This window comes from Shewanella sp. Isolate8 (genome assembly GCF_022398495.1).
Lineage (GTDB): Bacteria > Pseudomonadota > Gammaproteobacteria > Enterobacterales > Shewanellaceae > Shewanella > Shewanella aquimarina.
Window position 1 is genome coordinate 388299 of record NZ_JAKEVI010000001.1, and the last position, 26420, is coordinate 414718.

Sequence of the window (26420 nt, forward strand, 5' to 3'; positions counted from 1 at the left end):
GTCGTGCTCCTGTCGATGTTAGGCGTCCTTTGTACTTATTATCCCACTATAACCCAAAACAGGCTTGTCACCAGCCCCTTAGCCCGTTTCAAATAAATTGTTTAGTTGAGTCTATCAGGCTGCGCAGTGGGCTAGGGCCGCTGCTGCATCGCTTCTTGCACGCGAATACACTCCTGCTCGGCGGCAATCGTCTGGTTAATGCCTCTCAGCGTCGTTGGGCTAAAGGCCTCTGGCTGGGTGAGTAATGCCTGCAGTCTCACCAGGCTGGCGTAATTGCAGCTTCTGGGTAGCAGATTGGCGGTGTAGCTCTGCATAAAGCGCTGGCTGTTGCGTCTATCCAGGCTTGCCAGCTCCGTCAGGCGCTGCTCGGCGCTGGCCTGACTCAGGGCCTTCTGCTCGCTGGGGTAGAGGTGGCGCATCACCTGAGTTAATTTCTCCAGTAGCTGAGGGTCGCTCTCCTTGGTGTGGGCCTGAATACGCTCAAACCACTGGCGTTTCTCCTTGGCGCTGGGGCGGGCCACCAGGGCGCCGAGCGCCGCCTGCTCGCCCTCGGGCGAACCGTCATTTTGTTTCTCCTTGAGCAGGAGTCGTTCGCTGCCCGGGTAATCATAGCGATTGAGGTGGGTAATTATCTGCCAGCGACGCTCGGGCGTGAGCGTGATGCCGGGTAGCGATTCTCTCTCCTCGAGCAGCGCCGCCAGATGACGCTTTGCCTGATGGCTGACGGCGAAATGCTGGTAGTTGTCGAACCATAGAGATTGCAGTTCGGGTTCGGCCTTATTGGTGATGGTCAGGCGCAGGCTCATCTGGGCGATGGCGTTGAGCGCCTGTCGGCTATAGCGCCGCTGATTGGGACTCATCTGCTCCAGCAGGGCCTTGGCCTCTCTAAGCTGGTCTTGCACGCTGAGCAGCACCTGGGGATCGGTTTCAGCTGGCAGGTTCACCAGGGCGCTGCCAATAAAGCGGGGCAGAGGTAGCTCACCAATTAGTACGGATTCCCATAGGGATTGCCACAGCATGCGCCTCAGTTCTGCCTCTTCCAGGCTGCCAAGGTGCAAGAGGGCTGTCTCGAGAGAGGCCTTGTCCAGCTTGACCCTGACATAGGCCTTGTTCTGGTAGTTGGTATACACGAGATCCGGGCAGCGCACCCCCTTGAGGCGCTTCACCTCAGTGCGCTCCCCCTGGTAATTGACCTCGCTCACCAGGTTCTTGTGCAGGCCATGACGGCCCAAGGTAAACAGGCCCACCTTGACCCTCTGCATGCTCTCGGCATCACCGTTATACTGTATGAGGTTAAAGCGTGAGATGCGATCGCCTGCGCAGCTGAACTCTGCCTCCAGGCGGATGATGCCCGCTCGTTTAAAGGCCGTCTGACTCCACTGGCTCAGGGGCTGCTTGGTGACATGCTCGAGGCTTGAAATAAAATCATTCAGATCGGCATTTTGCAGCGCAAAGCGCTCGAGATACTGGCCTATACCCTGGTAGAAACTGGCGTCGCCCAGCATGAACTTGAGCTGATTGAGCTGGGCGATAGCCTTATTTTGACTCGGCGTCCGATCTTGTGAGAACAGCTCCAGGCTGTTGGCGATCTGCTGCTGCACCTGTTCAGGGCTGCGAATAAAGCTAGCCTGGCTGCCTGTATGGGCCTGGCCAAATAGCTGCGCCTCGCCGTCATCTGCAACCAGATAGGCCAGGCTCTGATTGAGCCAGAGCTGATCCCACCACTTGAGGGTGACCAGATTGCCAAGCCACTGCTCGGCCAATGCCCGCAGGATAGCCCGCCGAGGCGTGACTCTAGGCAGACTCTCCTCACTGAAGCTGGTCTGCGCCTGACTGGCGCGAAACTCGCTGGGCAAGTGAGGCACTATCGCCTGGGTGTAGTGGCCGAAGGGATATTGGCTGCCAAGACGCTGCCGATAATGACTAAGGGCCTGGCTGGTCTGGGAAAGCCAGGCCTCGGCATCGATAGATTGTGCCTGAGATTGACGGGCAAACAGATTCAATGCAACACCTTCTGCCTCGCTCTGCCAGGTTTGATATGGCCCGGCGAGCAGGGAGAAGTTATGGGGACTGACCGGCTTACTCAGCATAAACTGCCACAGGCTGTTCTCGCCCATCGGCTGACGGCTCTGCATATTGGCCGCGCTGGCGACCTGCCATCCCTTAGGGGCCAATATACTCAGATGGTAGCTGGCCCTGAGATCCGGCTGATCAAATTGTGGCGCCAGGGTCTGGGCGCTGGAGGGCAGAAAATGGCTGTAGAGGTAGCGCAGGCCATCTTGCGGGTCGATAAACTCGATAAGGCCCTGATCTTCATGGCTGTAGGGACTGCTAAAGTCTACCTTTATCTGGTTACTGCCGCCCCGTAACAGGCTGGCCGGGATCACTAGCCTGTGACCATCATAGTTGGGATAGAGCTTCTGACCATTGATGAGCAGTTGGCTGATAAGCGCCTGCTCCAGATCTAGGCTCAAGGCTTGTTCGCTGTCGGCGAGCTCAAACTGGATCAGCGCCTCGCCCTTAAAGCGTCTCGCCTGGGTTAGATCTAGGTGTAGCTGGTAGCTGACCTGACTGACTCGGCTGGCACGCTGTTTGGCGACGCTGGCGCTGATGCCGAGGGATTTCTCGTCTGTCTGTTGACTGCCGGGGGAGGTGCTTTGGCATGCGCCGATAAGGAGGCAGAGGAGGCTAGCGCACAGGGAAAACAGTCTCAAAACGGGTCCTTCTTATATTATTGGCTCGAGGGCTTATCGGTTCGGTTAGCATTCAATGGGCGGGCAAAACCCCGCGCCATACATGGGTGCCAAAGGCCGCCACATTCTACCCGACTCTGCCCCTTGGCAGTAGAATTTATCGACAAAATTTCTCTTCGCTATCCAGGTTTAGGCATAAAAAAACCAGCACTAGGCTGGTTTTTAACGGTGAACCTGGCTTACATGCCGAGGAAAGATTTCGACTTGGTCTTGCGGATCTCTTTCTCGTCTGACCATTCGATTAGGCCGGTTTCCAGATCCATCAGGCGCATGGTCATCTTGTAGTAGACATCCTTGGTGCTACCATCTTGCTTAACTATGCTCGACAGGTTGCCGTACAGCATGTACTGGGCACCGATCTGACGACCGAAGTTGATGGCGGTCGATGGGTCTACCATGCCGGCGTTGTTCTGATAATCCAGTTGCTTGCGTACCGCGTCGACCTTGGTCATGTCGATGAAGCGGAATTTACCCGAGCGCAGTAGCTTGTTGCTGATCGAATCTGTGACAGATTCGGTATCGATATGCTCTGAGGTCTTGTTCTTGATCTTGTCGACAAAGATGACAGGGCGATCTTTGGCCGTCATGGCTACCACAGGCGGGAAGCTCAGCATGCTGTCGACCATCTTGGCGGTGATCGCCTGCAGATCCGTAGAACCGAAGTTTTCATTGACGGTTTCGACTTCAGTAGCATCACCGTACTGCACCTTAGATTGACAACCCGCCAGGCCAATCGCCACGGCGATGATAAAAATGAGGTTGAACTTTTTCATAAAAATACCGATTCCTTAGTCTTGATTAGATGATTATTGAATGAAAACGGGTGAAATTACCAGTCTCAATTATCCAAATTAATGTGGTTTTATCGCTTTGTACGTCAACTGCTTGCACCTGAGACTGCCCCAGACGGATCTGATACTGGCCCGCATCCAGATAACGACGTCCTAACTGGGCCTGGCTGGGCAGTGTTAACCAGCTGCGTCTGTCGGCCTGCTCGGTAACCACATTGAAGATCTGCATGGCGATGGCGCCGGCGTCAAACTCATCTTTGCGTCGCTTGGACTCGCTGCGCACGCTGCGGGCCATCTCTGCCTTGGCGTAGATCCTCGCGGCCTGGCGAAACAGGGCGCTGGGGAGTTCTTCCTTAAGCGCGGTGATTGCCAGGGCGTCGATATTGGCGAGCGGCGCCGTCTTCAGCACAGTACCCAGGCCAATGATTTCCCCTTGGGGGACGCTGATCCGGCTGGGAACGTAGGTGGCCAAGGAGGCCGTCTGCCAGTTGCCGCTAATGCGAAACGGCACGGTGAAGCTTTGCTTCTCGGGGACAAAACCTCGCTCGAGCAGGATCACCACCTGGCCCTGGCCGGGCTTGGCCAGCTTGGCATCGCCCCAGCGGCGCTTAAAATCCTCATATTGCGGCATGGCCAGTTTTTTGGCTAGACGCACCAGATCTTGCTGTAGATAGGGGTTGTCCGGGGTTATCTGCGCCGCCTTGCGATAATCGATGAAGGCGTCATTCTCTTCGCCCAGCAGCTCGTGCAACAGCCCAGTGGTGTAGTAACTATAGGCGTTGAGGAAAGAACTTGTGGTGGTGCCGGCCGCTTGCCCGAGTCGATTGACCTCGCCGTCTATGGTGCCGTTGGCCATCGCCTGTACCGACGCCTGGGATTTCTGGTATCTGGCCTGCTCGCTCTGCTGTAGCTCGTTGCTGCGCCTCACCTCGACCAGCGCTCCCTGGCTATCTCGGCTAAAGAGGTAGTTAAGGGCCTGATACTGATGCAACATGATCCGCTCATAGCCGGGGCCACGATAGGGGATCACGTTGTCGTTGATAAACAGGCTGCTGGCGGTAGCACCAAGATCAGATGCGCTGATCACCGCCTGGTCGTCAAACTTGGTGTAGGCATCGACGGCCTGCCGGTAATAGGCCTTGCTGGCCTCGAAGTCTCCCGTGATCTGGGCAATACGCCCCGCCTCCTGGGCGTACAGCAGTCCATCTTGCCCCGTGATAGCATCGTCGAACTGTCGATAGAGGGCGGCATCGCTCTGTCTGGTGAGATCGGCCTTTACCGGCGCAAGCTGTGACGGATAACTGATAAAGACACTGTTAAAGGCGCAGCCCGACAAGGTGAGCGATAAGAGCGCGCCAACAAATGTCGTGCGGTATCGCCTTGAGACTCGACTATGAGGGCTGCTTTGGTGTGGCATAGTTGGTCAGTTCCTTTGTGAAGCAAGTTCCGTTCAATGGCCTGGGCGATGTACGCCGGTCTAATAGTGGGGAGGCGGCGTCTCTTCCGCCTGACTGGCGATGTTGCTGGGCTCGACCTGGGAGAGCTTGCTGGTGAGCAGGCGCAGTTTTTCCTGTTGCTCGGCCAGCAGGTCGTTGAGCTTGATCACCTGCTGGTTCAGCGACTCTATGGTGTCGTCCTGAAAAGCCAGTTTCATCTCAAGATCTTCGATTCTTTGTTCTAGTTGCACCAATGTTAGTCCTCTATCAATCGGGCATGGGCCAGGTTTCCAGCAAGCCATTACTGCTAAAGCTGATGATCTGCCCATTAAGGGTTTCAGCCACAGAGTATACAACGGCGCCCTTGATTTGGGCACGCTCGGTGCGGGTAACTTGCCAGTTGGCGCGCATTTTTCCATCGGCTACCCGCCAAACGCTCACTTCTCTGGCAGGGGTGCCGGTGAGTAGTGTCTGGTTATCTTTGGTAAAGCGTGCGGTGGAAAAGTTCATCGTGCGACGTTTTATTTTAAGGCGAGACACAGATTCGCCTGTCTGTGTCTGCCAGATCTCGGCCCTATTGGTGCTATCGGCGGCGAAAGCCAGGCTGGCGTCCTGGGTCAGGCTGACACTGAGTACCCGGCTGGGAAGTTGCCACTGCTGCCGGGGCTGCCCCGTGTTGGCCTGCCAAAGAATGACCCGGTTGTCGTTACCGCCCGATAGTGCCCAACGGCCGTCGGCAGAGAGGGCGACGTTGTTAACCTTCTCGCTGTGCCCGAGGAATTTGATTAGGGTGTCGGTCTGGTGATTGAGTGACATGACGCTGCCGTCGGTGAGACCGATCAGCAGGGTACCATTGTCGGCCAGCGCCAGACACTGCCCCTTGGCGGGCAGGGACCACCATCCCAGGGGCTGTCCATCTTGTATATTCCACAGGGCGACCGAATCGCGGCTGAGGGAGGCGGCGTATTTGAGGTTGTCCGACAGGGCGGTGGCAATTGCGGTGCCGCCCGCTTTGCCGTGTAGCCACTGATACTTAAGCGCTTTTTGGGTGAGATCCCAGAGTTGCAGGTTGTTGCTGGTGGTGCTGACCAGAAGTAAACGCGCCTGGGGGGAGAGGCTGGCATCATAGCTAGGTTCGGCGATCAGGCTATCGACCTCAGGTTTAGGCTGACAAGCACTCAGCAGGAGTGTACAAGCAATCAGTGTACAAAAATACAGCAAGCCGGTTCTGCTCATGAACTTGTTCCTGGTTGAGTTGTCTTTAGCTCAAAGGTTTTCGCCTTGCGCAAGGCTACCAAACCATCATTGATGAAACTTAATCAATGTAATTGGTATATGTTAATTAACTAGTATAAAGTGGTTCGTCTTAGAAGAGTAAGGTTATTGTAACCACAAGAAAATGCTGAGGAAGCTTTAATGAAGTCCATTTATAAGATGTCACTGGTCGCGTTGGCGGTGGTTGGTCTAACTGCTTGTAACCAAGAACAAAAAACAACAAAACCGGCAGAAGTTAAACTCGAGACCCAGGCGCAGAAGCAAGCCTATAGCGTAGGCGCGTCTATCGGTAAATATATGTCTGGTCATATCAAGGAGCAGGAAGAGCTAGGTCTACCCGTAGATCGTAGCCTGATTATTCAAGGTTTTAGCAACGGTCTGAACGACGAACTGAAGCTGACCGAAGAAGAGATGCAGACAGTACTGCAAGGCCTTGACGAGCAACTAAACGAGAAGCGTCAGGCCCAGGCGACTGCACTGGCCGAGAAAGCCCAGGCAGAGAGCGCGGCTTTCTTAGAAGCTAACAAGGCGAAAGAAGGCGTTGTGACGACAGAATCTGGTCTGCAGTATGAAGTGATCACCGAAGGTACTGGTGATAAGCCGGCTGCAGAAGATACGGTTGAAGTGCACTATGTCGGTACCCTGATCGACGGCACAGAGTTTGATAGCTCTATCGCCCGTGGTCAGAGCGCTAAGTTCCCGCTAAACCGCGTTATCCCAGGTTGGACCGAGGGTGTTCAGCTGATGTCTGTGGGTTCTAAGTACCGTTTCGTGATTCCAGCCGAGCTGGCCTATGGTAGCCGCGATACCGGCAGCATCCCGGCCAATTCGACGCTGATCTTCGAAGTTGAGCTGCTTTCTATCGAGAAGGCCGCACCGGCAGCAGAAGAGGAGGCAGCGGCTAAGTAATTCGCTGTTCTTCTAAAGAGATTGAAAAAGGGCGCCTCGGCGCCCTTTTTGCGTCTGTATGAAATGCCAGAGTGAACTGCCCGAGGGGGAATTTTCGCCGCTTAGCGTCAGGCGGCTTGGATATCTCTGCAATTGTCTTGGCCTTAGGTTAGAATTTGCAAAGTAACCTTGGGGAAGACAGCTTATGGAATATGAATTTCGCCGCAACACATTGACCGGCACCCTGGTGGCACAGTTCACCATGGATCATGAGATTATGGGGCTTTGGTTTGTCGATGAGCTGGGCGAAGATAAGGCGCTTATCGCTCAGATTGCCTCGACTATCGAGGCATTGCAGCAGGGTAAGCTGACAGAGCAAGGTTTTATCGGTAAAGCCATCTCTCTCGAGCTGGATGAGGAGCAGGCGAGAGTCTTTGCCAACGCCTTAGAGATGGATGATGATACGCCTCTAGATGAGTCTATGTCGCTATATGACGGCGAGTCCCAGGCCTTCTGTGGCCTGGAGGATTTTGAGGCGGCGCTAAAGAGCTGGCAGGCCTTCATCGAAGAGAGTCGATAGCTGTGAACCTGAAACCTAGGGGGAACCTGAAACCTAGGGGAAAGCTTAGGGGAAAAATCTACAAAGAAGAAAGGCAGCCTGGGCTGCCTTTTTAGCGTCTAATGAGCATTTTGAGCTTAATCAAACCAAATCAAGCTACACCAAGGCCTATTGGTTTAGGTAGCGTACCGCCATCTCGGTGCGCGACTTGGCGTTGGCCTTGCGCAGCAGATTCTTTACATGCACCTTGACCGTGCCTTCGCTGATATGCAGCTGCTCTGAGATCACCCGGTTGCTCTTGCCTTCGGCCAGTTGCTCGAGGATCTGCAGCTCTCTCGGTGTCAGGTTGTCTATCCAGGCCTGCTCGTCGGCGCCATCTTTCAGCTCATAGATGAAGTCTTCCACCGATTCAGAGATCACGCGGTGACCCTGCATGGCATTCTTGAGCTTCTCCAGCAGCAGATCCGGCTCGGTATCTTTGAGAAGGTAACCGTCGGCGCCGGCCCTGACCAGGCGGATAACGTCCTGCTTGGCATCGGATACCGTTAGGATCACTATGCGGCTGGTGACCCCTTCCTGACGCAATGCATTGAGGGTATCTAGTCCTGTCATCCCTTTCATGTTGAGATCCAGTAACACTATATCCGGTTCATTCTCGGCAATTGCCGACAGGGCATCTAGGCCGCTGCCTGCTTCACCAAATAGGGTGAAGTCTGAGTCAGAGGTGATAAGTTGACAGATCCCGCGACGTAACAGGGGGTGATCGTCTACAACCAAAACTGAATAGGGTTTGCCCATTTTTTATGCCTCCACTGAGGTCTGTTTTATTTAAAAATTAGTGTCTTATATTACCAGCATCCTACTGGTTTGGCTCTTTTTCGGGAGGGAAAACTAAGGTGACCGTGGTCCCGCCCTGTTCGTTGCTGCTGAAGTCTACCACACCCGAGAGGCGACTTGCGCGTTCATGCATGATTCCTATGCCAAAATGTTGGTCTCTTTCCTTGAGCTTCTCCAGACCTACGCCATCGTCACTGATGCTGATCTTCACATTGTTCCCGCTACGGGTGCAGCAGATATGAATATGATTCGCCTGGGCATGCTTGATGGCGTTGAGGGTCGCCTCCCGGGTGAGCTGCAGCACGTGAATATGCTGATGGGCTCCCAGCAGCTGGATCGGCAGTTTATCTTCCAGGGTGATCTCGGCGGTGGTTTGCCCCCTGAGTTGGTCCAGCATCATCTCGATGGCGTGATTCAGGTTGGGGTCCTTAATGGTCAGGCGGAAGGTGGATAGCAGTTCTCGCAGCTGAACATAGGCGGTGTTAACCCCTTCGTTGATCTCCTGGAGTTGTTCCTCCACCTGAGGGCTGCGGCACTGGCTATCGAGTCCCTTGGAGAGCAGGTTGACCTGAATCTTAAGAAACGACAGCAGCTGGCCCAGGGAGTCGTGTAGCTCACGGGCGATCACGCCGCGCTCTTCCATCAGTGCCAGCTGTTGGCGCTGCTCGCCGGCGTTATAGATGACGATAGAGCGGGCCAACATGATGGCGAAGTTCTCAAACAGGGGGTGATTGATCTCGCCCAGGGAGGTGACCTCGAGATAGCCCAGCTCATTGTCGGCAAACTTCAGCGGGAAGCGTGTCTGGCTCAGGGAGGCTATCGGCCAGCCGCCATCGGCATCTATGTAGAGCTTCTCCTTGTCGTCCTGGGCGATCACTAGCCTGAGGAAGCTATGGGGTTCATGGGCCCTGAGTTGATTCAGTGCCTGCTTCAACGTGCTGATCTCCAGCTTGCCCGAATGCAGCATCACCAGGTTGTCATAGAGCAGCTTCAACTCGTTGTTGGCGCGGGTGAGGGCGAAGGTCTTCTCTTTAACCTGATTTTCCAGGTTGTTATACAGGGTTGACAGTTCCCTGGCGCTGGTGGCCAGGGCGTTGCTCAGCGAGCTGAGCTCAACATATTCACTGTCTGGCATGGTGACATCGAACTCGCCTTTAGAGATGGTGTTGGCCGACTCCATCAACTGATTGAGCGGCTTGACCACTTTGCGCTTGGTAAAGCGCACGGCGAAGAAGGCAATCAACAGCATCAGCCCCAGGCCGCTGATCTGGCTGGCGGCCAGCAGCTTAAGCTTGAAGGCGGCGAATTCTTCAGTCTCCAGCACGAAGAGATCTATGGTGTCGACGAAATCCTTGAGGGCGGAGACATAGAGGCGGGAGTTCTCCTCTTCGATATATTGCTTCATTACCTGCCATTTCTCGATAACCAGCAGATATTGGGAGGCGAGATCGTCCGGCGTCATCCAGTCGAGTGAGCGTTTCAGGGCATCCGAGTGGAGTGTGGCCTCAAATTCCTTAATTTTCTCGTCGGCTTCTTCGCTGCCCGAGTTGGCATAGAACATTAAGCGGTAACTTTGCATACGCAGAGAGCCGGAGGCGTTGATGGCTCTGGCATCTCCCAGGCTATAAGCCAAATTAGCTATGGCGAAGGTGGCAAGTCCAGTGGAAAGTAAAATTAAGGCCAGCATTAACCTTAAGATGGTGGAGGTAAGACTACCTTTCTTCATGTATTAGAACTCATTAAATAATAGGGAAAAATCGGAAATTTGGACTATCATACTTGTTTAGCAATCGCTGATAAAATTAACAATGTGGTAAAAATGTGACCAACAACACATTCACATTATGATCTGCCTCAAGTTTTAACCAGGATACCCCATAAGGGGTATATTTTTAACGGGGTTAAGGGACTAACTTTGGCCCTGGAGATGTTGTGGTTTTAAAGACTACTATAAAAAAGTAACACGGAGATGAGATGGTGAGAACATTAACAACAAAAACCTTTGCACTGAGTGCTTTGGTCGCCGCGGGCCTGATGGCTACCGGCGTGATGGCAAGCGACAAGACCGAGCCACGCAATGAAGTCTACAAAGACAAGTTTTCAAAGCAGTACAACAGCTGGCATGACACAGCCGAAAGCAAAGAAGTTGTCGATATGCTTGAAGAGGTTCCTAGCCTAGTCGTATTGTGGGCAGGTTATGGTTTCGCGAAAGATTACAATGCGCCACGTGGTCATATGTATGCGGTAACTGACGTACGTAACACACTGCGTACCGGTGCGCCTAAGTCTGCCGACGATGGTCCAATGCCGATGGCATGTTGGTCTTGTAAGAGCCCAGACGTACCGCGCGTTATCGAAGAGCAGGGCGAAGATGGCTACTTCACTGGTAAGTGGTACAAAGGCGGCGCCGAAATCGTTAACACTATCGGTTGTTCAGACTGTCACGAGAAAGGCTCTTCTAAGCTACGCATGTCACGTCCATTCGCCGAGCGCGCAATGGCTACACTAGGCACACCGTTTGACAAGGCTTCTAAGAAAGACAAGCAGTCTATGGTTTGTGGCCAGTGTCACGTAGAGTACTACTTCGAGAAGACCAAAGATCGTAAGGGCTTCGTGAAATTCCCATGGGATATGGGTACAACTGTTGAGCAGATGGAAGTCTACTACGACAACATGGAGTTCAAAGACTGGACACATGCTGTTTCTAAGACGCCTATGCTGAAAGCACAGCACCCAGGTTATGAAACTTGGCAGCTGGGTGTGCATGGTAAGAACAATGTGACCTGTACCGACTGTCACATGCCTAAGGTGAAGAATGCTGAAGGCCGTAAGTTTACAGACCATAAGGTAGGTAATCCATTCGATCGCTTCGAAGAGACTTGTGCGACTTGTCATACTCAAAGCAAAGAGTTCATGGTTAACCTAACTAAAGAACGTAAAGCGAAAGTTGCTGACCTTAAAGCACGAGCTGAATCTCAGTTAGTTAAGGCGCACTTCGAAGCTAAAGCTGCTTGGGATGCCGGTGCAACCGAAGCTGAAATGAAGCCTATCTTAATGGATATCCGTCATTCACAATGGCGCTGGGACTATGCAACTGCCTCTCACGGTGTTGCGGCTCACGCGGCTGATGAAGCACTGCGTATATTAGGTACCTCAGTAGATAAGGCTGGTGATGCTCGCGTTAAGCTTGCTCAGCTGCTAGCGAAGAAAGGTGTTAAGCAACCTATCGCCTTCCCTGATGTCTCTACCAAGGCTAAGGCACAAGCTGCGCTGGGTATGGATATGAAGAAGTTGAATGGCGACAAGGAAGAGTTCAAGAAGACTGTACTTCCTAAGTGGGATGCCGAAGCTAAGAAGCGCGAAGCAACTTACTAATTTCTCCCCCCTGCATAGTAAAAGCCCCGGTTATCCGGGGCTTTTTTATGTCTGATCTTATTTAATCATCTTCAATAAGGCCTTGAACCTGTCGCCGTTGGCCTCAGCCTGCAGCTCGAATAGCAGAGATTCGCTGTTGGTCAATAGCGCGCCGTGCTGCGCCATCATCTCACAGCCCAAGATCTTATTGGCCTCGGTTCGCGAGGAGACGGCGTCTGTCACCAGATGCACCTGGTAACTGTTGTCCAGCAGATCCCGGCAGGTCTGATAGACGCAGATATGGGTCTCTATACCTGCGAGTAGCACCTTGGGTCTGTCATACTGGCGTAATGCCTGTCTGAAGGGCTCGGCCTGCCAGGCGCTAAAAGTTGCCTTGGCGATAGGCTGATAGTGAGGCGCAAGTAGCTCAGCTAACACCGGGCTGGTGGCGCCTAGCTTATCTGGGAGTTGTTCGAGCCAGATGACAGGGATCTCAAACAGCTCGGCCGCCTTGATCAGTGTGATGAGCCGGGCTTCAAGTTCCTCGGCTTGGTGCATCAGGGTAGCCAGCTTTCCTTGAACATCGACGATGACGAGTACACATTCCTGTGGTTTTAACATGGGGCGCTCCTCAATGGGTGGTGACTCCATGATACCCAGATAATCCCCTCTACCAATCCGTCATAAGTCGAATAGTTGGCTGCGCTATTTCTGTGCAGCCAATGCATAGCCGCACCTATTTGGTGCATTTGTATTCAACCCTAAGTGAACCTGTATTACTAAACCCATGAATGTTAAGGATTTGTAATATTGGCCTGATGATTGAATTGCCTTTGGCATCAGCAAGAATACTAAGATGAGTCGGAGGCGGTAATGAAATTAATCAGCGCAATAATCAAGCCATTCAAACTCGATGATGTGCGAGAAGCCATTGCAGGGTTGGGGATTGAGGGGATGACGGTGACCGAGGTGAAGGGATTCGGACGTCAGAAAGGCCACACTGAGCTCTATCGTGGCGCCGAATACCAGGTGGATTTTCTGCCTAAGGTCAAACTGGATATCGCCACTAAGGCTGAAAACGTCGACCACCTTATCGAGTCCATCGTCGCGGCGGCGCACACGGGCAAGATAGGCGACGGCAAGATTTTCGTGACGGATCTCGATCAGGTGATCCGTATCCGTACCGGCGAACTCGATAACGAAGCACTTTAAGGGGGAATTCCAATGGAAGAGTTAGTAACACTAGGTGCGACAGTATCTGAGTTAAAGTTTGCTCTCGACACCTTTTATTTCTTGATCTCAGGCGCGCTGGTGATGTGGATGGCAGCCGGGTTTGCCATGTTGGAAGCGGGTCTGGTGCGCTCCAAGAACACCACAGAGATCTTAACCAAGAACGTCTGTCTCTACTCTATCGCCTGTATCATGTATCTGGTGGTGGGTTACAACATCATGTATGTGGATAACGCCGAGGGGGGCTGGTTGCCATCGTTCGCCAGTCTCATCGGTGCTCAGGCAAGTGACGCCGACCACGCGCTGGAGTCTGATTTCTTCTTCCAGGTGGTGTTTGTGGCGACCGCTATGTCTATCGTCTCTGGCGCCGTTGCCGAGCGTATGAAGCTGTGGGCCTTCCTGATCTTCTCCGTGGTAATGACTGGGGTTATCTATCCTGTAGAAGGTTACTGGACCTGGGGCGGCGGTTTCCTCTCTGAGGCTGGGTTTGTCGACTTTGCCGGCAGTGGCATAGTGCACATGGCGGGCGCAGCGGCAGCGATCTCAGGCGTCTTATTGCTCGGCGCTCGTAAGGGCAAGTATGGCCCTAACGGTCAGGTTAATCCTATCCCAGGTTCAAACCTGCCGATGGCTACTCTAGGTATGTTCATTCTGTGGATGGGTTGGTTCGGCTTTAACGGTGGCTCTCAGCTGCTGGTGTCTGACGCCGAGAACGCGTCGGCGGTGGCGAAGATCTTCGTTAACACTAACTCTGCAGCCGCTTTCGGCGCCGTCTCTGCCCTCGTGGTCTGTAAGATGGTATGGGGTAAGGCGGACTTGACCATGATCTTAAACGGCGCCTTGGCGGGCCTGGTGGCGATCACCGCCGATCCGCTATCGCCTTCGCTGCCTCTGGCCGGGGTTATCGGCCTGGTAGCCGGTGGTCTGGTGGTCTTCTCTATCGTGATGTTCGATAGAATCAAGATTGACGATCCTGTTGGCGCGATTTCGGTGCACGGTGTTGCCGGTCTGTTTGGTCTGGTGTTAGTGCCACTATCAAATGCCGATGCGACGCTATTGGGTCAGCTTTATGGCGCGGCTGTTATCTTCGCCTGGGTGTTCTCGGCTTCCTTTGCGGCCTGGTATCTACTCAAGGTCACCATGGGTATCCGTGTCTCTGAAGAGGAAGAGTACAACGGCATGGACGCATCGGACTGTGGTATCGATGCCTATCCTGAGTTTGTCTCGCTCAAGAGCGCCAGCTGATACTCCTCTAGACTAGATAGTCTGATAAACAGGGTCCCTGCCTCATGGTGCGGACCCTGTTTTTTGTATTATGCTATCGACAGGGATGGTGTGAGGAGCGTTAACATGAAGCAGTCTCTCTGGGTATTAGTTTTGTTGATGATGTCGGCTCAACTGCAGGCGGGCCAGGTGGTGGTGCGTAAGTCGAGTGAGCCTTTCGATGCCTTTGCCGTGCGTGATAAGGTGCAGCAGGATTTCGCGTGGCGAGAATCTTTGCGAATGCAGCAACAGATCAATATATTGCAGAGTCTCCCCCTAGGCTGCGTGATGTTTAAGCTGCCCTATGCCTACTATCGTTGTGGCGCGAATTTTTATCGTCCCTATCAGTATCGAGACGAGGGCACGGCTCCTCGGCAGCTCTATATTCAGGTCGATCCGCCAGTTGCTCATTGATTGTTAATATTTTGTAACGCTTTGCGTGGGGCAAAATGAAAAAGCCTACTTTATGATAGATCTTACGGTGCCCTCATCAGCGTAGGTTTAATATGAAAAGGCTATTTGAGTATAGGCGCGCTATGTTGCTGTTATTCTTCATAGTGAGCGGTTGTGCCAGCGGCCCGGGTAAGGAAACCCTCGCTAATATAGATCAATACTTTGCCGACGAAGAATTCACGGCGGTAGCGGTTCAAGTCACCCCAGATAAGCTGTTTGCATTGCCCACACAGGTAACTGTGGATCTGCGGCAAGATTATAAGCGTAGCCGAATGGCAAGGGACTATATTGCCGCTAACTTGTGGCTGGCTAATTACATCAACGCCGATAAGGGTGGCTTCAAGTACCGAGATAATCTGACCAAGATCCCCGCCGATACCTTTGATGCCCGGGCCGGTAACTGCCTGTCGCTGGTGCTGCTGAGTGCCTCGCTGGCCGATGCCTTAGGGGTCGATGTCGAGTTTCAAGAGGTCGAGGTTCCGCCCGTGTGGGACAAGGCAGGTGATTTCTATCTGGTGAATGGTCACATCAATCTGCGCCTCATTCCAAGAGAGACGAGTGATACCTTCCTTGCCGACAAGAATGCGCTGCAGATCGATTTTCTGCCCGAACGTACCATGCGTGGCTACGCTAAGCGGCGTATCGATAGAACTACCGTCATGGCGATGTTCTATAACAATGTCGCGGCGGAGTCGCTGGTGGAGGGACGTTACGATCAGGCCTATGCCTACCTGAAACAGAGTCTCATGTTGAAGGCCGACTTTATTCCCGCATTGAATACCCTAGCAATTCTCTACCGCTACAAGGGGTTGGATGACAGGGCGGAGACCCTCTATAAGCTGGCGTTATCCCAAGACAGTGAGGATATGAATGCCCTGTTTAATTACAGTGTGCTGCTGGCCAGCCAAGACAGATTAGAGGAGTGGGCTGAGGTACATAAGACCCTGGAACTGGTCAGGATCCGTAATCCCTATTATTACTATGACATGGCGCAGCAGGCCTACTCAGAACATGAGTACCAGACCGCGCTGGCCTGGTACAAACGCGCGGTGGAGAAGGCAGACTATCGCCATGAGTTTTACTTTGGTCTCTCCAGAGCCTATTGGGCCACGGGGGATGAGCGCAGGGCTAAGCTGAATATGCAAAAGGCCTTGTCCTTATCTGTGGATGAATATAACCAGCGACGCTATCAGGCCAAGTTGCAGGCGATGCAGTCGCATCAAGGTATTCATTAACCCAGTATTTATTAATTAAGGCATTTATTCACTAAGGTATTTTATTACCAAGGTATTCATAAATAAGGCGCCTGTGAGAGGCGTCTTTCATATCACGCCTGTCCTGGTTGAATGACGCTATTTGAATCGCCAGCGTATACCGACACTATTTTAGCTCTACAGGCATCTTCTCAGGCTCTGGCGCTGAGTCGATACTTTGGTTTTTTTCCTCAGCTTCCTCTCTGTCCAACTGGGCGATACCCAAGTCTATCTTTTCTGCAATGGCTTGGCTGTGACAGGCTATCTTGCGTGGAGCCGGCGCAAACAGAGGATGGCGAACCGTTGCCTGAAGGGTGTCGACTCTAAACTTGAGCTGTTCGCGGTAATATTCAAATATGCGCCCTTCCAAGATAATGGCTTCGACCCTTCCAGAAAACAGCATCATCACCTGGCTTTTCTGGCTGTTGGATTCGCCATATTTCGGGTTATTGAGTGCCATCTGGTAGAAGTCTTTACCTAAATATTGGGTTGCGTTCTGAAATCCCATGACAGAGATCGCCGCCAGATCGGTGATTGAGTCGATGAGCAGTTTATTGCTGGCCAGAGTAAATACGCTGTTTTGGTAACTGATAAGGCTGCGGGTGTAGTAGAGGCCCGCTAGCTTCTCGGGGGCATTGATGAGGCAATCGACATTGCCGCTGGCGACCTGGCGGAACGCTCGTTTATTGGGGGATAGATGAATGTGCCCGATCGATAACGACTGCCTGGCTAACACTGCCGCGAGACGCTCATATTGAATCCCGCTTTGACCGTTGGCAAAGAAATAGGGGGGAATGGTGTTGCTGACCGCAAAGGAGATCTCTGTGTCAGCAGCGTGTGCCAGAAGCGGGTTTGAAAAAAGTATAAAACCTGATGCCAGCAGCAATTTTCTCATCGGGGCGATGGTTACCTCAACAGGGGCTGTTGCGCCATCTCGAGAGCCTCTGTGTCACTCTCTTATGACCATTAATAATCTACTATAGATAGGCTTCTAGCCGATTTCCAGACAAATGTTAACAATTTGTTTTGTCTGGATCCGTTTATATCGCTGGCTTAGCTGGGAAAGTTTTAAATAAAAATAATAATTTAATCTTATATAACAGATGGTTATTTTTATATTTTTAATTTTATTAATGTTTGGTTGCAATAGCGGAGGATACTGGATAAATTGAAATCAGTAGTGTAATAGAGAGACCCTTATTTAATCCAGAGCCGGAGTGGAAAATAAATATCATGTATTATCAAACTGATGACGTTCGCATTAATAAAATTAAAGAGTTGTTACCCCCTGTCGCCATTCTTGAGCGATTTCCGGCAAGCGAAAATGCATCGGCAACAGTGTTTAATGCACGGCAGAATATACACAATATCCTGAAAAAAGAAGATGATCGCCTGTTAGTGATCATTGGCCCTTGTTCTATCCATGATCCTAAGGCGGCGCTTGAATACGGTGAGAGACTCGCCAAATTGCGTGAGCAATATAAGGATCAATTAGAGGTGGTGATGCGGGTCTATTTCGAGAAGCCGCGTACCACTGTGGGCTGGAAAGGCCTGATCAACGACCCTTACATGGATAACAGTTTTAAGTTGAACGATGGTTTGCGTACCGCGCGTAAACTGCTGTTAGATCTTAACGACTTAGGTGTGCCTACCGCGGGTGAATTTCTGGATATGATCACCCCACAATATGTGGCGGATCTCATGTGTTGGGGCGCAATTGGCGCTCGTACCACAGAGTCACAGGTACACAGAGAGTTGGCATCGGGCCTCTCTTGCCCCGTCGGTTTCAAGAATGGAACCGATGGCACCATCAAGGTCGCTATCGACGCGATCGGCGCGGCCAGTGCGCCGCACCATTTTCTGTCGGTGACCAAGTATGGCCATTCGGCGATCGTCTCCACCAAGGGCAACCCCGATTGTCACATCATTCTGCGTGGAGGCAAGGAGCCTAACTATAGCGCCGAACACGTTCAGGCGATCAGTGAACAGCTGGCGAAGGCTAACCTGCCGCAAAATATCATGGTGGATTTTAGCCACGCTAACAGCAGCAAACAGTTTAAGCGCCAGATGCTGGTGGGGGAAGATGTGGCCAGCCAGGTGAGCGCCGGTGAGCGGGCTATTTTCGGCGTAATGGTCGAGAGTCACCTAGTTGAGGGACGTCAGGACTATATCGAAGGGCAGCCGCTGTGTTACGGTCAGAGCATCACAGATGCCTGTATTGGTTGGGAAGATACCGAGACTTTGCTGGCACAGCTCAACCAGAGTGTGCTCGAACGTCGCGCTTAGTCTGGCCTTTATCTGCTGAGCTTGCTCAGCCGGGAGTCGACGAGAAACTAAAAAGGAAGCCAATTGGCTTCCTTTTTTGCATTCTGCTGGCCTGTTTATTTGGCTTGTTGTTTCACCAGATATTCATTGGCCTTAGCCAGACTGCCAAAAGACGATATTAAATTGTTTTGACCCTTTTGCTGAATTTCTGGGCTGTTCGATTCTGTCATCATCCATACCCAAGTTTGTACCAATGGCAGTGGAGGGTATTGCACGTCAGATGATTGTGGCATATCGGCTTCCTTTAAAAAATTGGGGTTATTCCCGCTCTGCTTTTGCTCGGCTTGAACTGCCTTTAGCTGATCTTGAGATTATCAAAATCTCCGGCAAGAGATAACAATAATTACCCCGTTGAAACATTAAAGTGATAATTATTCTTTCAAGAATAATGCTTTTTTCTAATTTTGCCATCATTTTGTCATTCAAAAGTCGTACTGACTTGTACGGGCGAATGCTCCTAAAGTCTGATATTGGACAGCTTGCATAGGGCAAAATGCTAACCCCTTGGCAAAGCTGAACAATTGCGCTAGTGGCGGATGAGTCTACTAAGGTAAGATGGTGTATGTTATGGCTTTTATCTCGATTTCATCTAAATGCCATCCTCCCAATATTGATGCTAGCTGGAGTTGCCATGCGTCCCACGCTCTATTTTGATGGTCCTATCGATAAATTGAACTGGCAGGTCCTGAAACTGCTTTGGCCCTATCTATTGGAGTTCAAGGGGCGGGTGGTATTGGCGCTGGCCTGTCTGGTGGTGGCGAAAATGGCAAGCGTCGGCCTGCCTTTCGTGCTCAAACACCTGGTGGATACCCTGAGCGAGGCCTCGAGTGAGCAGATAATTGCGGTGCCCATCGCCCTGGTGCTGGCATACGGTAGTCTACGCCTGCTGAACACAGTGATCTCCGAGGTGAGAGATACGCTATTTGGTCGGGTTACCGAACGGGCGATAAGGCGTTTGGGTTTGTCTGTGTTTGATCATCTGCATCGGCTGGATCTGGCGTTTCACCTGGAGCGGCGCACCGGCGGCCTGTCTCGAGATATAGAGCGGGGCACCAGTGGGGTCAGCTTCTTGATGCGCTTCATGGTGTTCAATATAGTACCGACCCTGCTCGAGATAGCACTGGTGGTGGGTATCTTGCTTTATAACTATGGCTGGGCATTTGCCATCATTACGTTAAGCGCCGTCGTCGCTTATATCCTCTTTTCCATCTTTGCCACCGAGTGGCGCACCGGCTTCGTGCGTGAGGCTGCTATGGCGGATTCTCAGTCTAATACCCGCGCCATCGACAGCCTGCTTAACTATGAGACGGTGAAGTATTTTAACAACGAGGCCTATGAGTCTGAGCAATATGATCAGGCCCTCGAGCGATGGGAGGTGGCCAAGCGAAAGAATCGACTCTCTCTGTTTGCCCTCAATGCCGGTCAGGCGTTGATCATCTCGCTGGCGATGACGTTGATGTTGGCATTGGCCGCGAGCCAGGTCAGCCAGGGAGCCATGACCATAGGTGACTTCGTGCTGATCAACGCCTTCATGATGCAGCTGTTTATGCCGCTGAATTTTTTAGGCTTTGTCTATCGCGAGATACGCGGCGCGCTGGCCAATATCGAGCGCATGTTTGGTCTGCTAGATAGAGTGCCAAAGATTAAAGATGCGCCCGGCGCTAAGTCGCCCCAGATCACGCAGGGGAGCCTTAGATTTGAGGGAGTATGTTTTCGTTACGGCGACAGGCCTATCTTGTCCGATGTTAGTTTCGAGATCCCTGCCGGGCATAAGGTGGCGATTGTGGGGGATAGCGGCGCGGGTAAATCCACCATAGTGAAGCTGCTGTTTCGCTTCTATGAGGCGCAGCAGGGGATTATCACCATAGATGGGCATGATACTAAGGCGTTGACCCAACACGCGTTGCGTAGCGCCATCGCCATAGTGCCGCAAGATACTGTGTTGTTTAACGACTCCTTGCTGGAAAATATTCGTTATGGTCTGCCGGGGGCGAGCGATGAGCAAGTGAAGGAGGCTATAGAACTGGCCCATCTTTCTCATTTTGTCTCACAACTCAGCGAAGGTTGGCATACCAAGGTGGGCGAGCGCGGGCTAAAGCTATCCGGTGGCGAGAAGCAGAGGGTGGCGATCGCCAGGGCGATTCTTAAGGGGTCGCCCCTGTTGGTGTTCGACGAGGCGACCTCGTCCCTAGATAGTCATTCGGAGCAGGCGATCCTCAATGCCCTCAAGGAGATGGCCAAGGGACATACCAGTCTGGTTATCGCCCATAGGCTGTCGACGGTCGTGGATGCCGACCAGATCTTGGTGCTGAGTCAAGGGAAGATCGTCGAGCGCGGCGATCATCAGAACCTGCTGGCAGCTAATGGTCTCTACAAGAAGCTGTGGACGGTACAAAATCAACATTAATTGTAGGGGATTAAGTATTCGTTCAGGTTTGATTTGCATAATATTTGTCAATAACAAACCTGTGGAGGCGGTCCCATGAAAAATATCCCTATACATGCAAGTATCGAAGGCCAGGCGCGGGTTGTGGATACCGATTGGCTAGCCATCATGGCGACCTTGAAAGAGCGGGGGCTGGAACAGGAGGAGTTGGTAACCGTCTATGCCCAACTTAGCTCCTACTTGAGGGTCACGACTCGGGGCCTGACCCTGGCGATGATACCACCCTCGACCGTGATCGAGGGGCTGACTCGCGAGGTAAAACACTGCGCGAATGACTATGCGGGGATGTTATAGAGGTTATTGCCTGAGTGGCAGGTAGAAAGATTAGGCTGACTTTGAGGTATTGACCGGTCTCCAGCCGTCGCAAAGGAGGCTGAGTTTGCTATTTTGAGGTTCATAAGGCGTAAGCCTAATGATCTCTCCACCCTTGAAGCAGATGGTCTCACCTTCGATAACCGTTAATCGGTTGCAGTTTTGGCAGCTAACCGACAAGGGTTTACTTTTATTTCCCGCTCCAAAAAACGAATTACTCACCTGTGACTCTCCATGGCTGGGCTTATTGCCAGCACCTGCTGCTAATCCATATATCGCTAATGTAATCAAGTTTAGTCTATAAAGCTAGCGCTATCTAGACTAATGTCTAATCCTTATTGGGTATTGCTTGAACTTGCACCATATTGGGTTTTTATCAGACTACTTGGGCCATCTTGGTGCAGGGAAAGGATAAATAAATTGTCATATTCATCCTCTCCCAATTGAGGTATCTCTGGTCCTCTCAGTGCCTTGATGATCAGTGGTACAGTATTGGAATGCCCCGCAATGACCACATTGCCTTCCTGCGCCATGATGCTATCGACGATAGCCGCTATATGCTTGTCCATCTCCCTGCCTGCGTCGATAACGATCAGAGGAATCCCTTTCGCGGCGATAAGCGGCGCCAAAGTTTCCTGGGTGCGCTTAAATTGTGTCGATATGGCCAGGGTGAGTGGGGTATCGGTCAGGCTCTCTACCAAGGCTTGTGCCCTTAACTTGCCTGCGTCATTCAGGCTAGGGTCGCGACCTTGAGTGGTCTTTTCCCCATGACGTACCAGAATCACTGTCTTACTGACAATCGCCGCATTGGCCTGTGCTATAGGCAGGTAACCTAATAGGGCGAGAAGCCCAAAGCTGATGAGTCGGAACATAACCATCCCTATCTGTCTAAACGAGTTGGCTAGCATATCCTATTTCGCTGAGTATGCCGATGACAGATTAATTGGGCCTTAGGGCTAAAGTTGTTTATAAAATGGACGATAATTATAGCTGAGGGTTAATTTAATTTGGTGAGCGAGGCGATTATGGAGATTCAAAATCACGGCGGAGCCGTATCTGCGGCGGCGCATAACAAGACAGATTCGACGACTAACCATGGTCAGCAAGTCTCCGAAGTGGCTAAGAACAAGACGGCCCTGGCGGCCAGTAAACAGTTGATGAATACGGCGATCCTGGAAGCGCAACAAGATGTGAACTTGAGCGCAGGCAATGAGCCCATGCAGCTGCTCTATAAGGCGGCAATCGAGGCGATCAATGAGGAGCTGGCGCCCACTATGGGAGAGCACGCCATTGAGACGGCTGTGGCTCAAGGGGTCGATACCTCGCCTGAGGCGACGGCCGAGCGCATCGTTAGCTTTGCCACCCAGTTTTTTGCCATACACCAGGAGCAAAACAGTGGCATGTCGTTCGACGAACAGTTGAGCTCCTTCATGGACATTATCGGCGGGGCGATAGACCAAGGTTTCGATGAGGCCAAAGATATCCTCTCTGGGCTCAAGGTGCTTGAAGGTGACATTGAGGCCGGGGTCGACAAGACCTACGGGCTGGTACAGGAAGGGCTGCAGGCATTCAGAGACAGTTTCAATCAGGAGCCTGAGCAAGAATAGCGTCTCTTTCGATACCATTTGGCTAGGGCCTGTTGATCTTTGCTGTTTGTTTTTGCAGCATTTTGAAGGTGATTTATACAAGGCAGAGCCTGTGTCGTGTAGTCTTCTACACAAACTGGCGATAACACCGTAGAAATGGCCTACAAACGCTGCCCAACGGGTTCATCTAAACGCGCGCTGCACTTTATGAAAGGCTTCCTGCCTTTCACCGCAGGCGGTCAGCTACGCTGTTAGAAATCGTTCCAGACGATTTCTTTGTTGTTCGCCATTCACATAGAGTAACTATGCTTCATGGCTCTCGCCTCGCGCAAAACGCGTTTAGATTGAACGAAAATTAAACTTAAAAGATCAACAGGCCCTAGGATAAACCCCTTCATATAAGGGGTTTTTTGTTGTCTTGACTCGGATAGAAAATCTATGAATCATGGGAGTATCAGTGTCGATTGATGCCAGCAGAGGTGGCGATATGTGGGGAGAGGCAAAGGTTGTAGAGCGGATTGACTGGAGCGATCAGTTATTTACCTTGAAGCTGTCGGCGGATATCGGCGAGTTTATTGCTGGGCAATTTATCAAGTTGTCGCTGCATATCGACGATAAACGTGTCGCCCGGGCCTATTCTTTGGTCAATGCGCCCGATGCGCCGCTGCTTGAGGTGCTGGCGGTGAGTGTCGACGACGGGCTGCTTTCGCCTAAGCTCCAGGCCTTAGGGCCGGGGGATAGCGTCGATATCTCTACCAAGGCGGCGGGCTTCATGACGCTGGATGAGCTCCCTGAGCAGGGCAAACATCTGTGGTTTTTTGCCACGGGCACAGCAGTGGGCCCCTTTATCTCCATGATGAGAACCGCCGAGCCCTGGCAGAGGTTTGAGCGTGTGATCTTAGTATATGGGGTGAGGTATCAAGACGATCTCGCCTATTATCAGGAGCTTAAATCGTTCGAAGCGCAATACCCTGAGCAGTTTACCTTAGTCACCTCAGTGACCCGAGAGCCGGTAGAAGGGGCGCTGAGTTGCCGCATCACCCAAGGGGTAGAGAGCGGCGTGATAGAGCAGCAAGTTGGCCTCAGCCTAAGCGCACAAGATTCACAGGTGATGATCTGTGGTCATCCCGAGATGATAAAAGAACTTAATACCCTGTTGCAGTCCCGTGGCCTGGCTAAAAATCTTCGCCGCGCGCCAGGACAGATCACCGTCGAGAAATATTGGTAGAGGAAGCGAGATGCAATTACTGTTTTCTGACGCATCACCCTACGCAAGAACCGTGCGTGTCGTCATCGCACAGTTTGCCATCAGGGGGATCGAGCCGGTAGCGGTGAACCCATTGGACAATACCGAGCTACTGCTAGATGCCAATCCGCTGGCCAAGATCCCCTGCTTGTTGTTAAACGATGGCGGCGCCTTGTATGACAGCGAGGTGATCTTGCGCTACCTGGATCATGAATATTGCGGTGGTGAGCTGTTTGGTCAGCCGGGGGACTCTTGGTATGGCGAGACTCAGTACTCCCTGATCAAGGGGCTGCTCGACAGTGCGGTGGCATTAAGGCAGGAACAGATGCGTGACGATGAAGGATTGCGTAGTCCGTTCTGGACGGCGAGATTCGAGCAAGCCTTACTCAGGGGGCTGGCACAAATAGAGCTCATGGCCATTTCTGGGCACAGCAAGTTGTCGTTGCAGCAGATTTGTCTCGCCTGCCTGTTAGAGTATATGGATTTTCGACATCCTGACCTGGATTGGCGTAAGGTGGCGCCCGCCACGGCTAGATGGCTACAGACTTTCTCTATGGGCGCGGCCATGTTAACCACGCGTCCCCGCGGCTAGCCTTTGCCTAACGTCAGGCCGTTTGCATTTGAGGCTCTGCCTCTAGTGGCGGCTATCGGTAAGGCGCCGCCCCTTAGCCGGTTGATTGCGTCGATTGGGCTCGCCGAAAACGCCATAGAGTTCGCTGGTCACGCCAAAGTCGACCCGCCTGTCCTCGGTTTGTCCTCTTCTGTCTTCATGATGTAGATATCGACAGTGACAGTCGGCCTCGTTGCAGTCAGGGAGGGGGAGTGTCGGCGCGTCTTTGGAGAGAAAACGTTTATCTTTAAGTTTCTTCGCGCTGTCACACAGACCTTTGTCGTTGACAATCTCGACGCAGTGATAGGGGTGACTAGTGCTCTGATCATGGATTGGAGTATGGGGAACTTCTTCGCTAATCGTACTGGTGCCGTGGCTTGCCTGAGTCATGGCGGCTCTGCGGGCTCGGCGGACTCGTCCCCGAGTAAATCTATGTTTAAAGAGGAACAGAAGCAGAATGACGGCAAGCATCAGCGCGAGAATTTCCAGTAGCATATAAGATCCTTTTATTGGCCGAGTCCTTTGAGTCTAGTCAGCGAGGCATTTTTGGTCAAAATGAGCGGCCTCGCAAATTTTGACCAATCTGGCTTGCCGTTTCATGCCAGATTGATTACTCTTGTCGCAATTGATAATTATTATCATTAACTTTAGCGCGGAGTATCTGCATGAGATTCATGAAACGTTTGGCTGTTTTGGGTTTTGCTTGTGTCACTTCAATGGCCAATGCGGCCGACAGCATCACGGTTTATTCCTATCGACAGGCTTTCCTTATCGATCCTATTCTGGCTGACTTTACCAAGGAGACAGGGATTAAGGTTAATCTGGTGTTTGCCAAGCAGGGCATCGCCGAACGCATCGCCCGAGAGGGGCGTCTTTCACCGGCGGATCTTGTGCTCACCTCAGATTTTTCCCGTTTGATGGAGCTGGCTGACAAGGGGCTTGTGGCCTCGGTCGACAGCGAGACCTTGCAGCAGAACATCCCTGCCAATCTTCGTTCGCCCGATGGCGATTGGTTTGCCCTCACCAAGCGTGTGAGAAACATCTATTCCTCTAAAGAGCGACTTGGCCCGCTGGATATCGATTATGAAGATCTGGCGGATCCTAAATTTAAGGGTAAGATCTGTACTCGTAGTGGCAAGCATCCCTACAACATCTCTCTGGTCGCGTCGATGATCGCCCATCATGGCGAGGCGGATACCAAGACCTGGCTAGAAGGCGTTAAGGCAAATCTTGCTCGCAAGCCACAGGGCAACGACAGGGCGCAGGTGAAGGCGGTCAAGGAAGGCTTATGCGACATCGCCATAGGTAACAGCTACTACCTGGGTAAGATGCTGCAAGACCCCAAGCAGGTACCTTGGGCCGAGGCGGTTAACATCAACTTCCCGAATCAGAAAAATCGCGGCGCTCACATCAATGTCTCTGGCATGGCCTTGGCTAAGTATGCCCCAGAGCGTCAGAACGCCATCAAGCTGATGGAATATCTCTCGGGTCAACAGGCGCAGCAGACCTACGCCGAACTTAACATGGAATACCCGGTTAAGTTGGACGTAAAGCCGTCAACGCTGGTGGCATCCTGGGGAGACTACAAGGCCGATGAGCTGCCTATCCACAAGCTGGCGGAATTCCACGGCGCGGCGGTGAAGTTGCTCGACCAGGTGAAGTTTGACCTCTAAATCGAGCTCGAATACTCATCAGTTGATAGCCTTCCCTCGGGAAGGCTATCTCGTTTTTATGCCAGATGGGTCATCATTCAACTAATTATCGTTTGCGTTTAAGCTTAGATTTAAGTTGGTCACCGATAAT

At 52.2% G+C, this 26420-nt stretch carries 27 protein-coding genes; 14 read left to right on the plus strand and 13 right to left on the minus strand.

What is annotated here, in order from left to right:
* Positions 1-131: 131 nt before the first annotated feature.
* The 5 genes from L1D43_RS01630 to L1D43_RS01650 all read right to left on the minus strand — a co-directional run bounded on the left by L1D43_RS01630 (position 132) and on the right by L1D43_RS01650 (position 6216).
* Complete coding sequence (locus L1D43_RS01630; protein WP_239849699.1) at positions 132-2714, minus strand: ERAP1-like C-terminal domain-containing protein; 2583 nt, start codon at positions 2712-2714, stop codon at positions 132-134.
* A 218-nt stretch (positions 2715-2932) separates the two neighbouring features.
* The gene (lpoB, locus tag L1D43_RS01635) at positions 2933-3526 is read right to left on the minus strand and encodes a penicillin-binding protein activator LpoB (RefSeq protein ID WP_041510170.1); all 594 of its coding nucleotides are present in this window, start codon (positions 3524-3526) and stop codon (positions 2933-2935) included.
* 25 nt (positions 3527-3551) lie between these two features.
* Positions 3552-4961, minus strand: coding sequence for a hypothetical protein (locus L1D43_RS01640; protein ID WP_239849700.1), 1410 nt, complete (start codon positions 4959-4961; stop codon positions 3552-3554).
* A 60-nt stretch (positions 4962-5021) separates the two neighbouring features.
* Entirely contained in the window at positions 5022-5234 is a 213-nt protein-coding gene (locus L1D43_RS01645) for a SlyX family protein (protein ID WP_239849701.1), read from the minus strand.
* A gap of 13 nt (positions 5235-5247) precedes the next feature.
* Positions 5248-6216 (minus strand): WD40 repeat domain-containing protein, encoded by a 969-nt coding sequence (locus tag L1D43_RS01650; protein WP_239849702.1) that lies wholly within the window; start codon positions 6214-6216, stop codon positions 5248-5250.
* A 180-nt stretch (positions 6217-6396) separates the two neighbouring features.
* On the opposite strand from L1D43_RS01650, the gene fkpA reads away from it, so the two are divergent.
* Positions 6397-7164: an FKBP-type peptidyl-prolyl cis-trans isomerase gene (fkpA, locus tag L1D43_RS01655; RefSeq protein ID WP_239849703.1), complete on the plus strand. Its 768-nt coding sequence runs from the start codon at positions 6397-6399 to the stop codon at positions 7162-7164.
* 184 nt (positions 7165-7348) lie between these two features.
* On the plus strand, positions 7349-7723 hold the full coding sequence (locus L1D43_RS01660; protein ID WP_041510175.1) for a YacL family protein: 375 nt from the start codon (positions 7349-7351) through the stop codon (positions 7721-7723).
* Between the two features lie 147 nt (positions 7724-7870).
* Here L1D43_RS01660 and L1D43_RS01665 read toward each other — a convergent pair whose 3' ends face one another.
* Both L1D43_RS01665 and narQ read right to left on the minus strand, forming a co-directional pair.
* Positions 7871-8500 (minus strand): response regulator, encoded by a 630-nt coding sequence (locus tag L1D43_RS01665; protein ID WP_011864648.1) that lies wholly within the window; start codon positions 8498-8500, stop codon positions 7871-7873.
* Between the two features lie 61 nt (positions 8501-8561).
* Positions 8562-10265 carry a nitrate/nitrite two-component system sensor histidine kinase NarQ gene (gene narQ / locus L1D43_RS01670; protein WP_239849704.1) on the minus strand — a complete coding sequence of 568 codons (1704 nt, stop codon included), beginning with the start codon at positions 10263-10265 and terminating at the stop codon, positions 8562-8564.
* A gap of 248 nt (positions 10266-10513) precedes the next feature.
* Between narQ and nrfA the strand changes: the two genes are divergently transcribed.
* A complete protein-coding gene (gene nrfA / locus L1D43_RS01675) occupies positions 10514-11914 on the plus strand; it encodes an ammonia-forming nitrite reductase cytochrome c552 subunit (protein WP_239849705.1) in 1401 nt (466 codons plus the stop codon).
* 57 nt (positions 11915-11971) lie between these two features.
* Here nrfA and L1D43_RS01680 read toward each other — a convergent pair whose 3' ends face one another.
* A complete protein-coding gene (locus L1D43_RS01680; RefSeq protein ID WP_239849706.1) occupies positions 11972-12514 on the minus strand; it encodes a hydrolase in 543 nt (180 codons plus the stop codon).
* Between the two features lie 252 nt (positions 12515-12766).
* Here L1D43_RS01680 and L1D43_RS01685 point away from each other — a divergent pair, with 252 nt between their 5' ends.
* From L1D43_RS01685 to L1D43_RS01700, 4 genes are all read left to right on the plus strand, one after another.
* The gene (locus tag L1D43_RS01685; protein WP_011864652.1) at positions 12767-13105 is read left to right on the plus strand and encodes a P-II family nitrogen regulator; all 339 of its coding nucleotides are present in this window, start codon (positions 12767-12769) and stop codon (positions 13103-13105) included.
* Positions 13106-13117: 12 nt separating this feature from the next.
* Positions 13118-14368, plus strand: a complete 1251-nt coding sequence (locus tag L1D43_RS01690; RefSeq protein WP_239849707.1) for an ammonium transporter — start codon at positions 13118-13120, stop codon at positions 14366-14368.
* Between the two features lie 105 nt (positions 14369-14473).
* On the plus strand, positions 14474-14800 hold the full coding sequence (locus L1D43_RS01695; RefSeq protein ID WP_239849708.1) for a hypothetical protein: 327 nt from the start codon (positions 14474-14476) through the stop codon (positions 14798-14800).
* Positions 14801-14922: 122 nt separating this feature from the next.
* Positions 14923-16074, plus strand: a complete 1152-nt coding sequence (locus L1D43_RS01700; protein WP_239849709.1) for a hypothetical protein — start codon at positions 14923-14925, stop codon at positions 16072-16074.
* A 145-nt stretch (positions 16075-16219) separates the two neighbouring features.
* On the opposite strand, the gene L1D43_RS01705 is transcribed toward L1D43_RS01700, so the two are convergent.
* Positions 16220-16987, minus strand: coding sequence for a transporter substrate-binding domain-containing protein (locus tag L1D43_RS01705; RefSeq protein WP_239849710.1), 768 nt, complete (start codon positions 16985-16987; stop codon positions 16220-16222).
* Between the two features lie 338 nt (positions 16988-17325).
* Here L1D43_RS01705 and aroG point away from each other — a divergent pair, with 338 nt between their 5' ends.
* Positions 17326-18378 carry a 3-deoxy-7-phosphoheptulonate synthase AroG gene (gene aroG / locus L1D43_RS01710; RefSeq protein WP_239849711.1) on the plus strand — a complete coding sequence of 351 codons (1053 nt, stop codon included), beginning with the start codon at positions 17326-17328 and terminating at the stop codon, positions 18376-18378.
* A gap of 95 nt (positions 18379-18473) precedes the next feature.
* Here the strand turns inward: aroG and L1D43_RS01715 are convergent, their stop codons facing one another.
* Entirely contained in the window at positions 18474-18650 is a 177-nt protein-coding gene (locus tag L1D43_RS01715; RefSeq protein ID WP_011864658.1) for a hypothetical protein, read from the minus strand.
* 398 nt (positions 18651-19048) lie between these two features.
* On the opposite strand from L1D43_RS01715, the gene L1D43_RS01720 reads away from it, so the two are divergent.
* Positions 19049-20824, plus strand: a complete 1776-nt coding sequence (locus tag L1D43_RS01720) for an ABC transporter ATP-binding protein/permease (RefSeq protein ID WP_239849712.1) — start codon at positions 19049-19051, stop codon at positions 20822-20824.
* A 75-nt stretch (positions 20825-20899) separates the two neighbouring features.
* Positions 20900-21157: a hypothetical protein gene (locus L1D43_RS01725; RefSeq protein ID WP_239849713.1), complete on the plus strand. Its 258-nt coding sequence runs from the start codon at positions 20900-20902 to the stop codon at positions 21155-21157.
* Between the two features lie 30 nt (positions 21158-21187).
* On the opposite strand, the gene L1D43_RS19920 is transcribed toward L1D43_RS01725, so the two are convergent.
* Positions 21188-21397 carry a hypothetical protein gene (locus tag L1D43_RS19920; RefSeq protein WP_082035623.1) on the minus strand — a complete coding sequence of 70 codons (210 nt, stop codon included), beginning with the start codon at positions 21395-21397 and terminating at the stop codon, positions 21188-21190.
* Positions 21398-21510: 113 nt separating this feature from the next.
* Positions 21511-22047 carry a phosphoglycerate mutase family protein gene (locus L1D43_RS01735; RefSeq protein ID WP_239849714.1) on the minus strand — a complete coding sequence of 179 codons (537 nt, stop codon included), beginning with the start codon at positions 22045-22047 and terminating at the stop codon, positions 21511-21513.
* A gap of 153 nt (positions 22048-22200) precedes the next feature.
* Between L1D43_RS01735 and L1D43_RS01740 the strand changes: the two genes are divergently transcribed.
* From L1D43_RS01740 to L1D43_RS01750, 3 genes are all read left to right on the plus strand, one after another.
* Positions 22201-22782 (plus strand): DUF5610 domain-containing protein, encoded by a 582-nt coding sequence (locus tag L1D43_RS01740; protein ID WP_041510196.1) that lies wholly within the window; start codon positions 22201-22203, stop codon positions 22780-22782.
* A gap of 466 nt (positions 22783-23248) precedes the next feature.
* On the plus strand, positions 23249-23989 hold the full coding sequence (locus L1D43_RS01745; protein WP_239849715.1) for a ferredoxin--NADP reductase: 741 nt from the start codon (positions 23249-23251) through the stop codon (positions 23987-23989).
* A 10-nt stretch (positions 23990-23999) separates the two neighbouring features.
* A complete protein-coding gene (locus tag L1D43_RS01750; RefSeq protein WP_239849716.1) occupies positions 24000-24599 on the plus strand; it encodes a glutathione S-transferase N-terminal domain-containing protein in 600 nt (199 codons plus the stop codon).
* Positions 24600-24641: 42 nt separating this feature from the next.
* On the opposite strand, the gene L1D43_RS01755 is transcribed toward L1D43_RS01750, so the two are convergent.
* Positions 24642-25112 carry a hypothetical protein gene (locus tag L1D43_RS01755; RefSeq protein WP_239849717.1) on the minus strand — a complete coding sequence of 157 codons (471 nt, stop codon included), beginning with the start codon at positions 25110-25112 and terminating at the stop codon, positions 24642-24644.
* A gap of 170 nt (positions 25113-25282) precedes the next feature.
* Between L1D43_RS01755 and L1D43_RS01760 the strand changes: the two genes are divergently transcribed.
* Positions 25283-26290 carry a Fe(3+) ABC transporter substrate-binding protein gene (locus L1D43_RS01760; protein ID WP_239849718.1) on the plus strand — a complete coding sequence of 336 codons (1008 nt, stop codon included), beginning with the start codon at positions 25283-25285 and terminating at the stop codon, positions 26288-26290.
* The last annotated feature ends 130 nt before the right edge of the window (positions 26291-26420 follow it).

Excerpts from the sequence above, each read along its gene's own strand:
- L1D43_RS01760 (WP_239849718.1), top strand. The coding sequence starts at position 25,283 with ATGAGATTCATGAAACGTTTGGCTGTTTTGGGTTTTGCTTGTGTCACT.
- L1D43_RS01750 (WP_239849716.1), top strand. The coding sequence starts at position 24,000 with ATGCAATTACTGTTTTCTGACGCATCACCCTACGCAAGAACCGTGCGT.
- narQ (WP_239849704.1), bottom strand. The coding sequence starts at position 10,265 with ATGAAGAAAGGTAGTCTTACCTCCACCATCTTAAGGTTAATGCTGGCC.
- L1D43_RS01745 (WP_239849715.1), top strand. The coding sequence starts at position 23,249 with ATGTGGGGAGAGGCAAAGGTTGTAGAGCGGATTGACTGGAGCGATCAG.
- L1D43_RS01705 (WP_239849710.1), bottom strand. The coding sequence starts at position 16,987 with ATGAGAAAATTGCTGCTGGCATCAGGTTTTATACTTTTTTCAAACCCG.
- L1D43_RS01660 (WP_041510175.1), top strand. The coding sequence starts at position 7,349 with ATGGAATATGAATTTCGCCGCAACACATTGACCGGCACCCTGGTGGCA.
- fkpA (WP_239849703.1), top strand. The coding sequence starts at position 6,397 with ATGAAGTCCATTTATAAGATGTCACTGGTCGCGTTGGCGGTGGTTGGT.
- L1D43_RS01720 (WP_239849712.1), top strand. The coding sequence starts at position 19,049 with ATGCGTCCCACGCTCTATTTTGATGGTCCTATCGATAAATTGAACTGG.
- nrfA (WP_239849705.1), top strand. The coding sequence starts at position 10,514 with ATGGTGAGAACATTAACAACAAAAACCTTTGCACTGAGTGCTTTGGTC.
- L1D43_RS01690 (WP_239849707.1), top strand. The coding sequence starts at position 13,118 with ATGGAAGAGTTAGTAACACTAGGTGCGACAGTATCTGAGTTAAAGTTT.
- lpoB (WP_041510170.1), bottom strand. The coding sequence starts at position 3,526 with ATGAAAAAGTTCAACCTCATTTTTATCATCGCCGTGGCGATTGGCCTG.
- L1D43_RS01700 (WP_239849709.1), top strand. The coding sequence starts at position 14,923 with ATGTTGCTGTTATTCTTCATAGTGAGCGGTTGTGCCAGCGGCCCGGGT.
- L1D43_RS01665 (WP_011864648.1), bottom strand. The coding sequence starts at position 8,500 with ATGGGCAAACCCTATTCAGTTTTGGTTGTAGACGATCACCCCCTGTTA.
- L1D43_RS01715 (WP_011864658.1), bottom strand. The coding sequence starts at position 18,650 with ATGCCACAATCATCTGACGTGCAATACCCTCCACTGCCATTGGTACAA.
- L1D43_RS01640 (WP_239849700.1), bottom strand. The coding sequence starts at position 4,961 with ATGCCACACCAAAGCAGCCCTCATAGTCGAGTCTCAAGGCGATACCGC.
- L1D43_RS01695 (WP_239849708.1), top strand. The coding sequence starts at position 14,474 with ATGAAGCAGTCTCTCTGGGTATTAGTTTTGTTGATGATGTCGGCTCAA.
- L1D43_RS01740 (WP_041510196.1), top strand. The coding sequence starts at position 22,201 with ATGGAGATTCAAAATCACGGCGGAGCCGTATCTGCGGCGGCGCATAAC.
- L1D43_RS01680 (WP_239849706.1), bottom strand. The coding sequence starts at position 12,514 with ATGTTAAAACCACAGGAATGTGTACTCGTCATCGTCGATGTTCAAGGA.
- L1D43_RS01755 (WP_239849717.1), bottom strand. The coding sequence starts at position 25,112 with ATGCTACTGGAAATTCTCGCGCTGATGCTTGCCGTCATTCTGCTTCTG.
- L1D43_RS01725 (WP_239849713.1), top strand. The coding sequence starts at position 20,900 with ATGAAAAATATCCCTATACATGCAAGTATCGAAGGCCAGGCGCGGGTT.
- L1D43_RS01685 (WP_011864652.1), top strand. The coding sequence starts at position 12,767 with ATGAAATTAATCAGCGCAATAATCAAGCCATTCAAACTCGATGATGTG.
- aroG (WP_239849711.1), top strand. The coding sequence starts at position 17,326 with ATGTATTATCAAACTGATGACGTTCGCATTAATAAAATTAAAGAGTTG.
- L1D43_RS01650 (WP_239849702.1), bottom strand. The coding sequence starts at position 6,216 with ATGAGCAGAACCGGCTTGCTGTATTTTTGTACACTGATTGCTTGTACA.
- L1D43_RS01735 (WP_239849714.1), bottom strand. The coding sequence starts at position 22,047 with ATGTTCCGACTCATCAGCTTTGGGCTTCTCGCCCTATTAGGTTACCTG.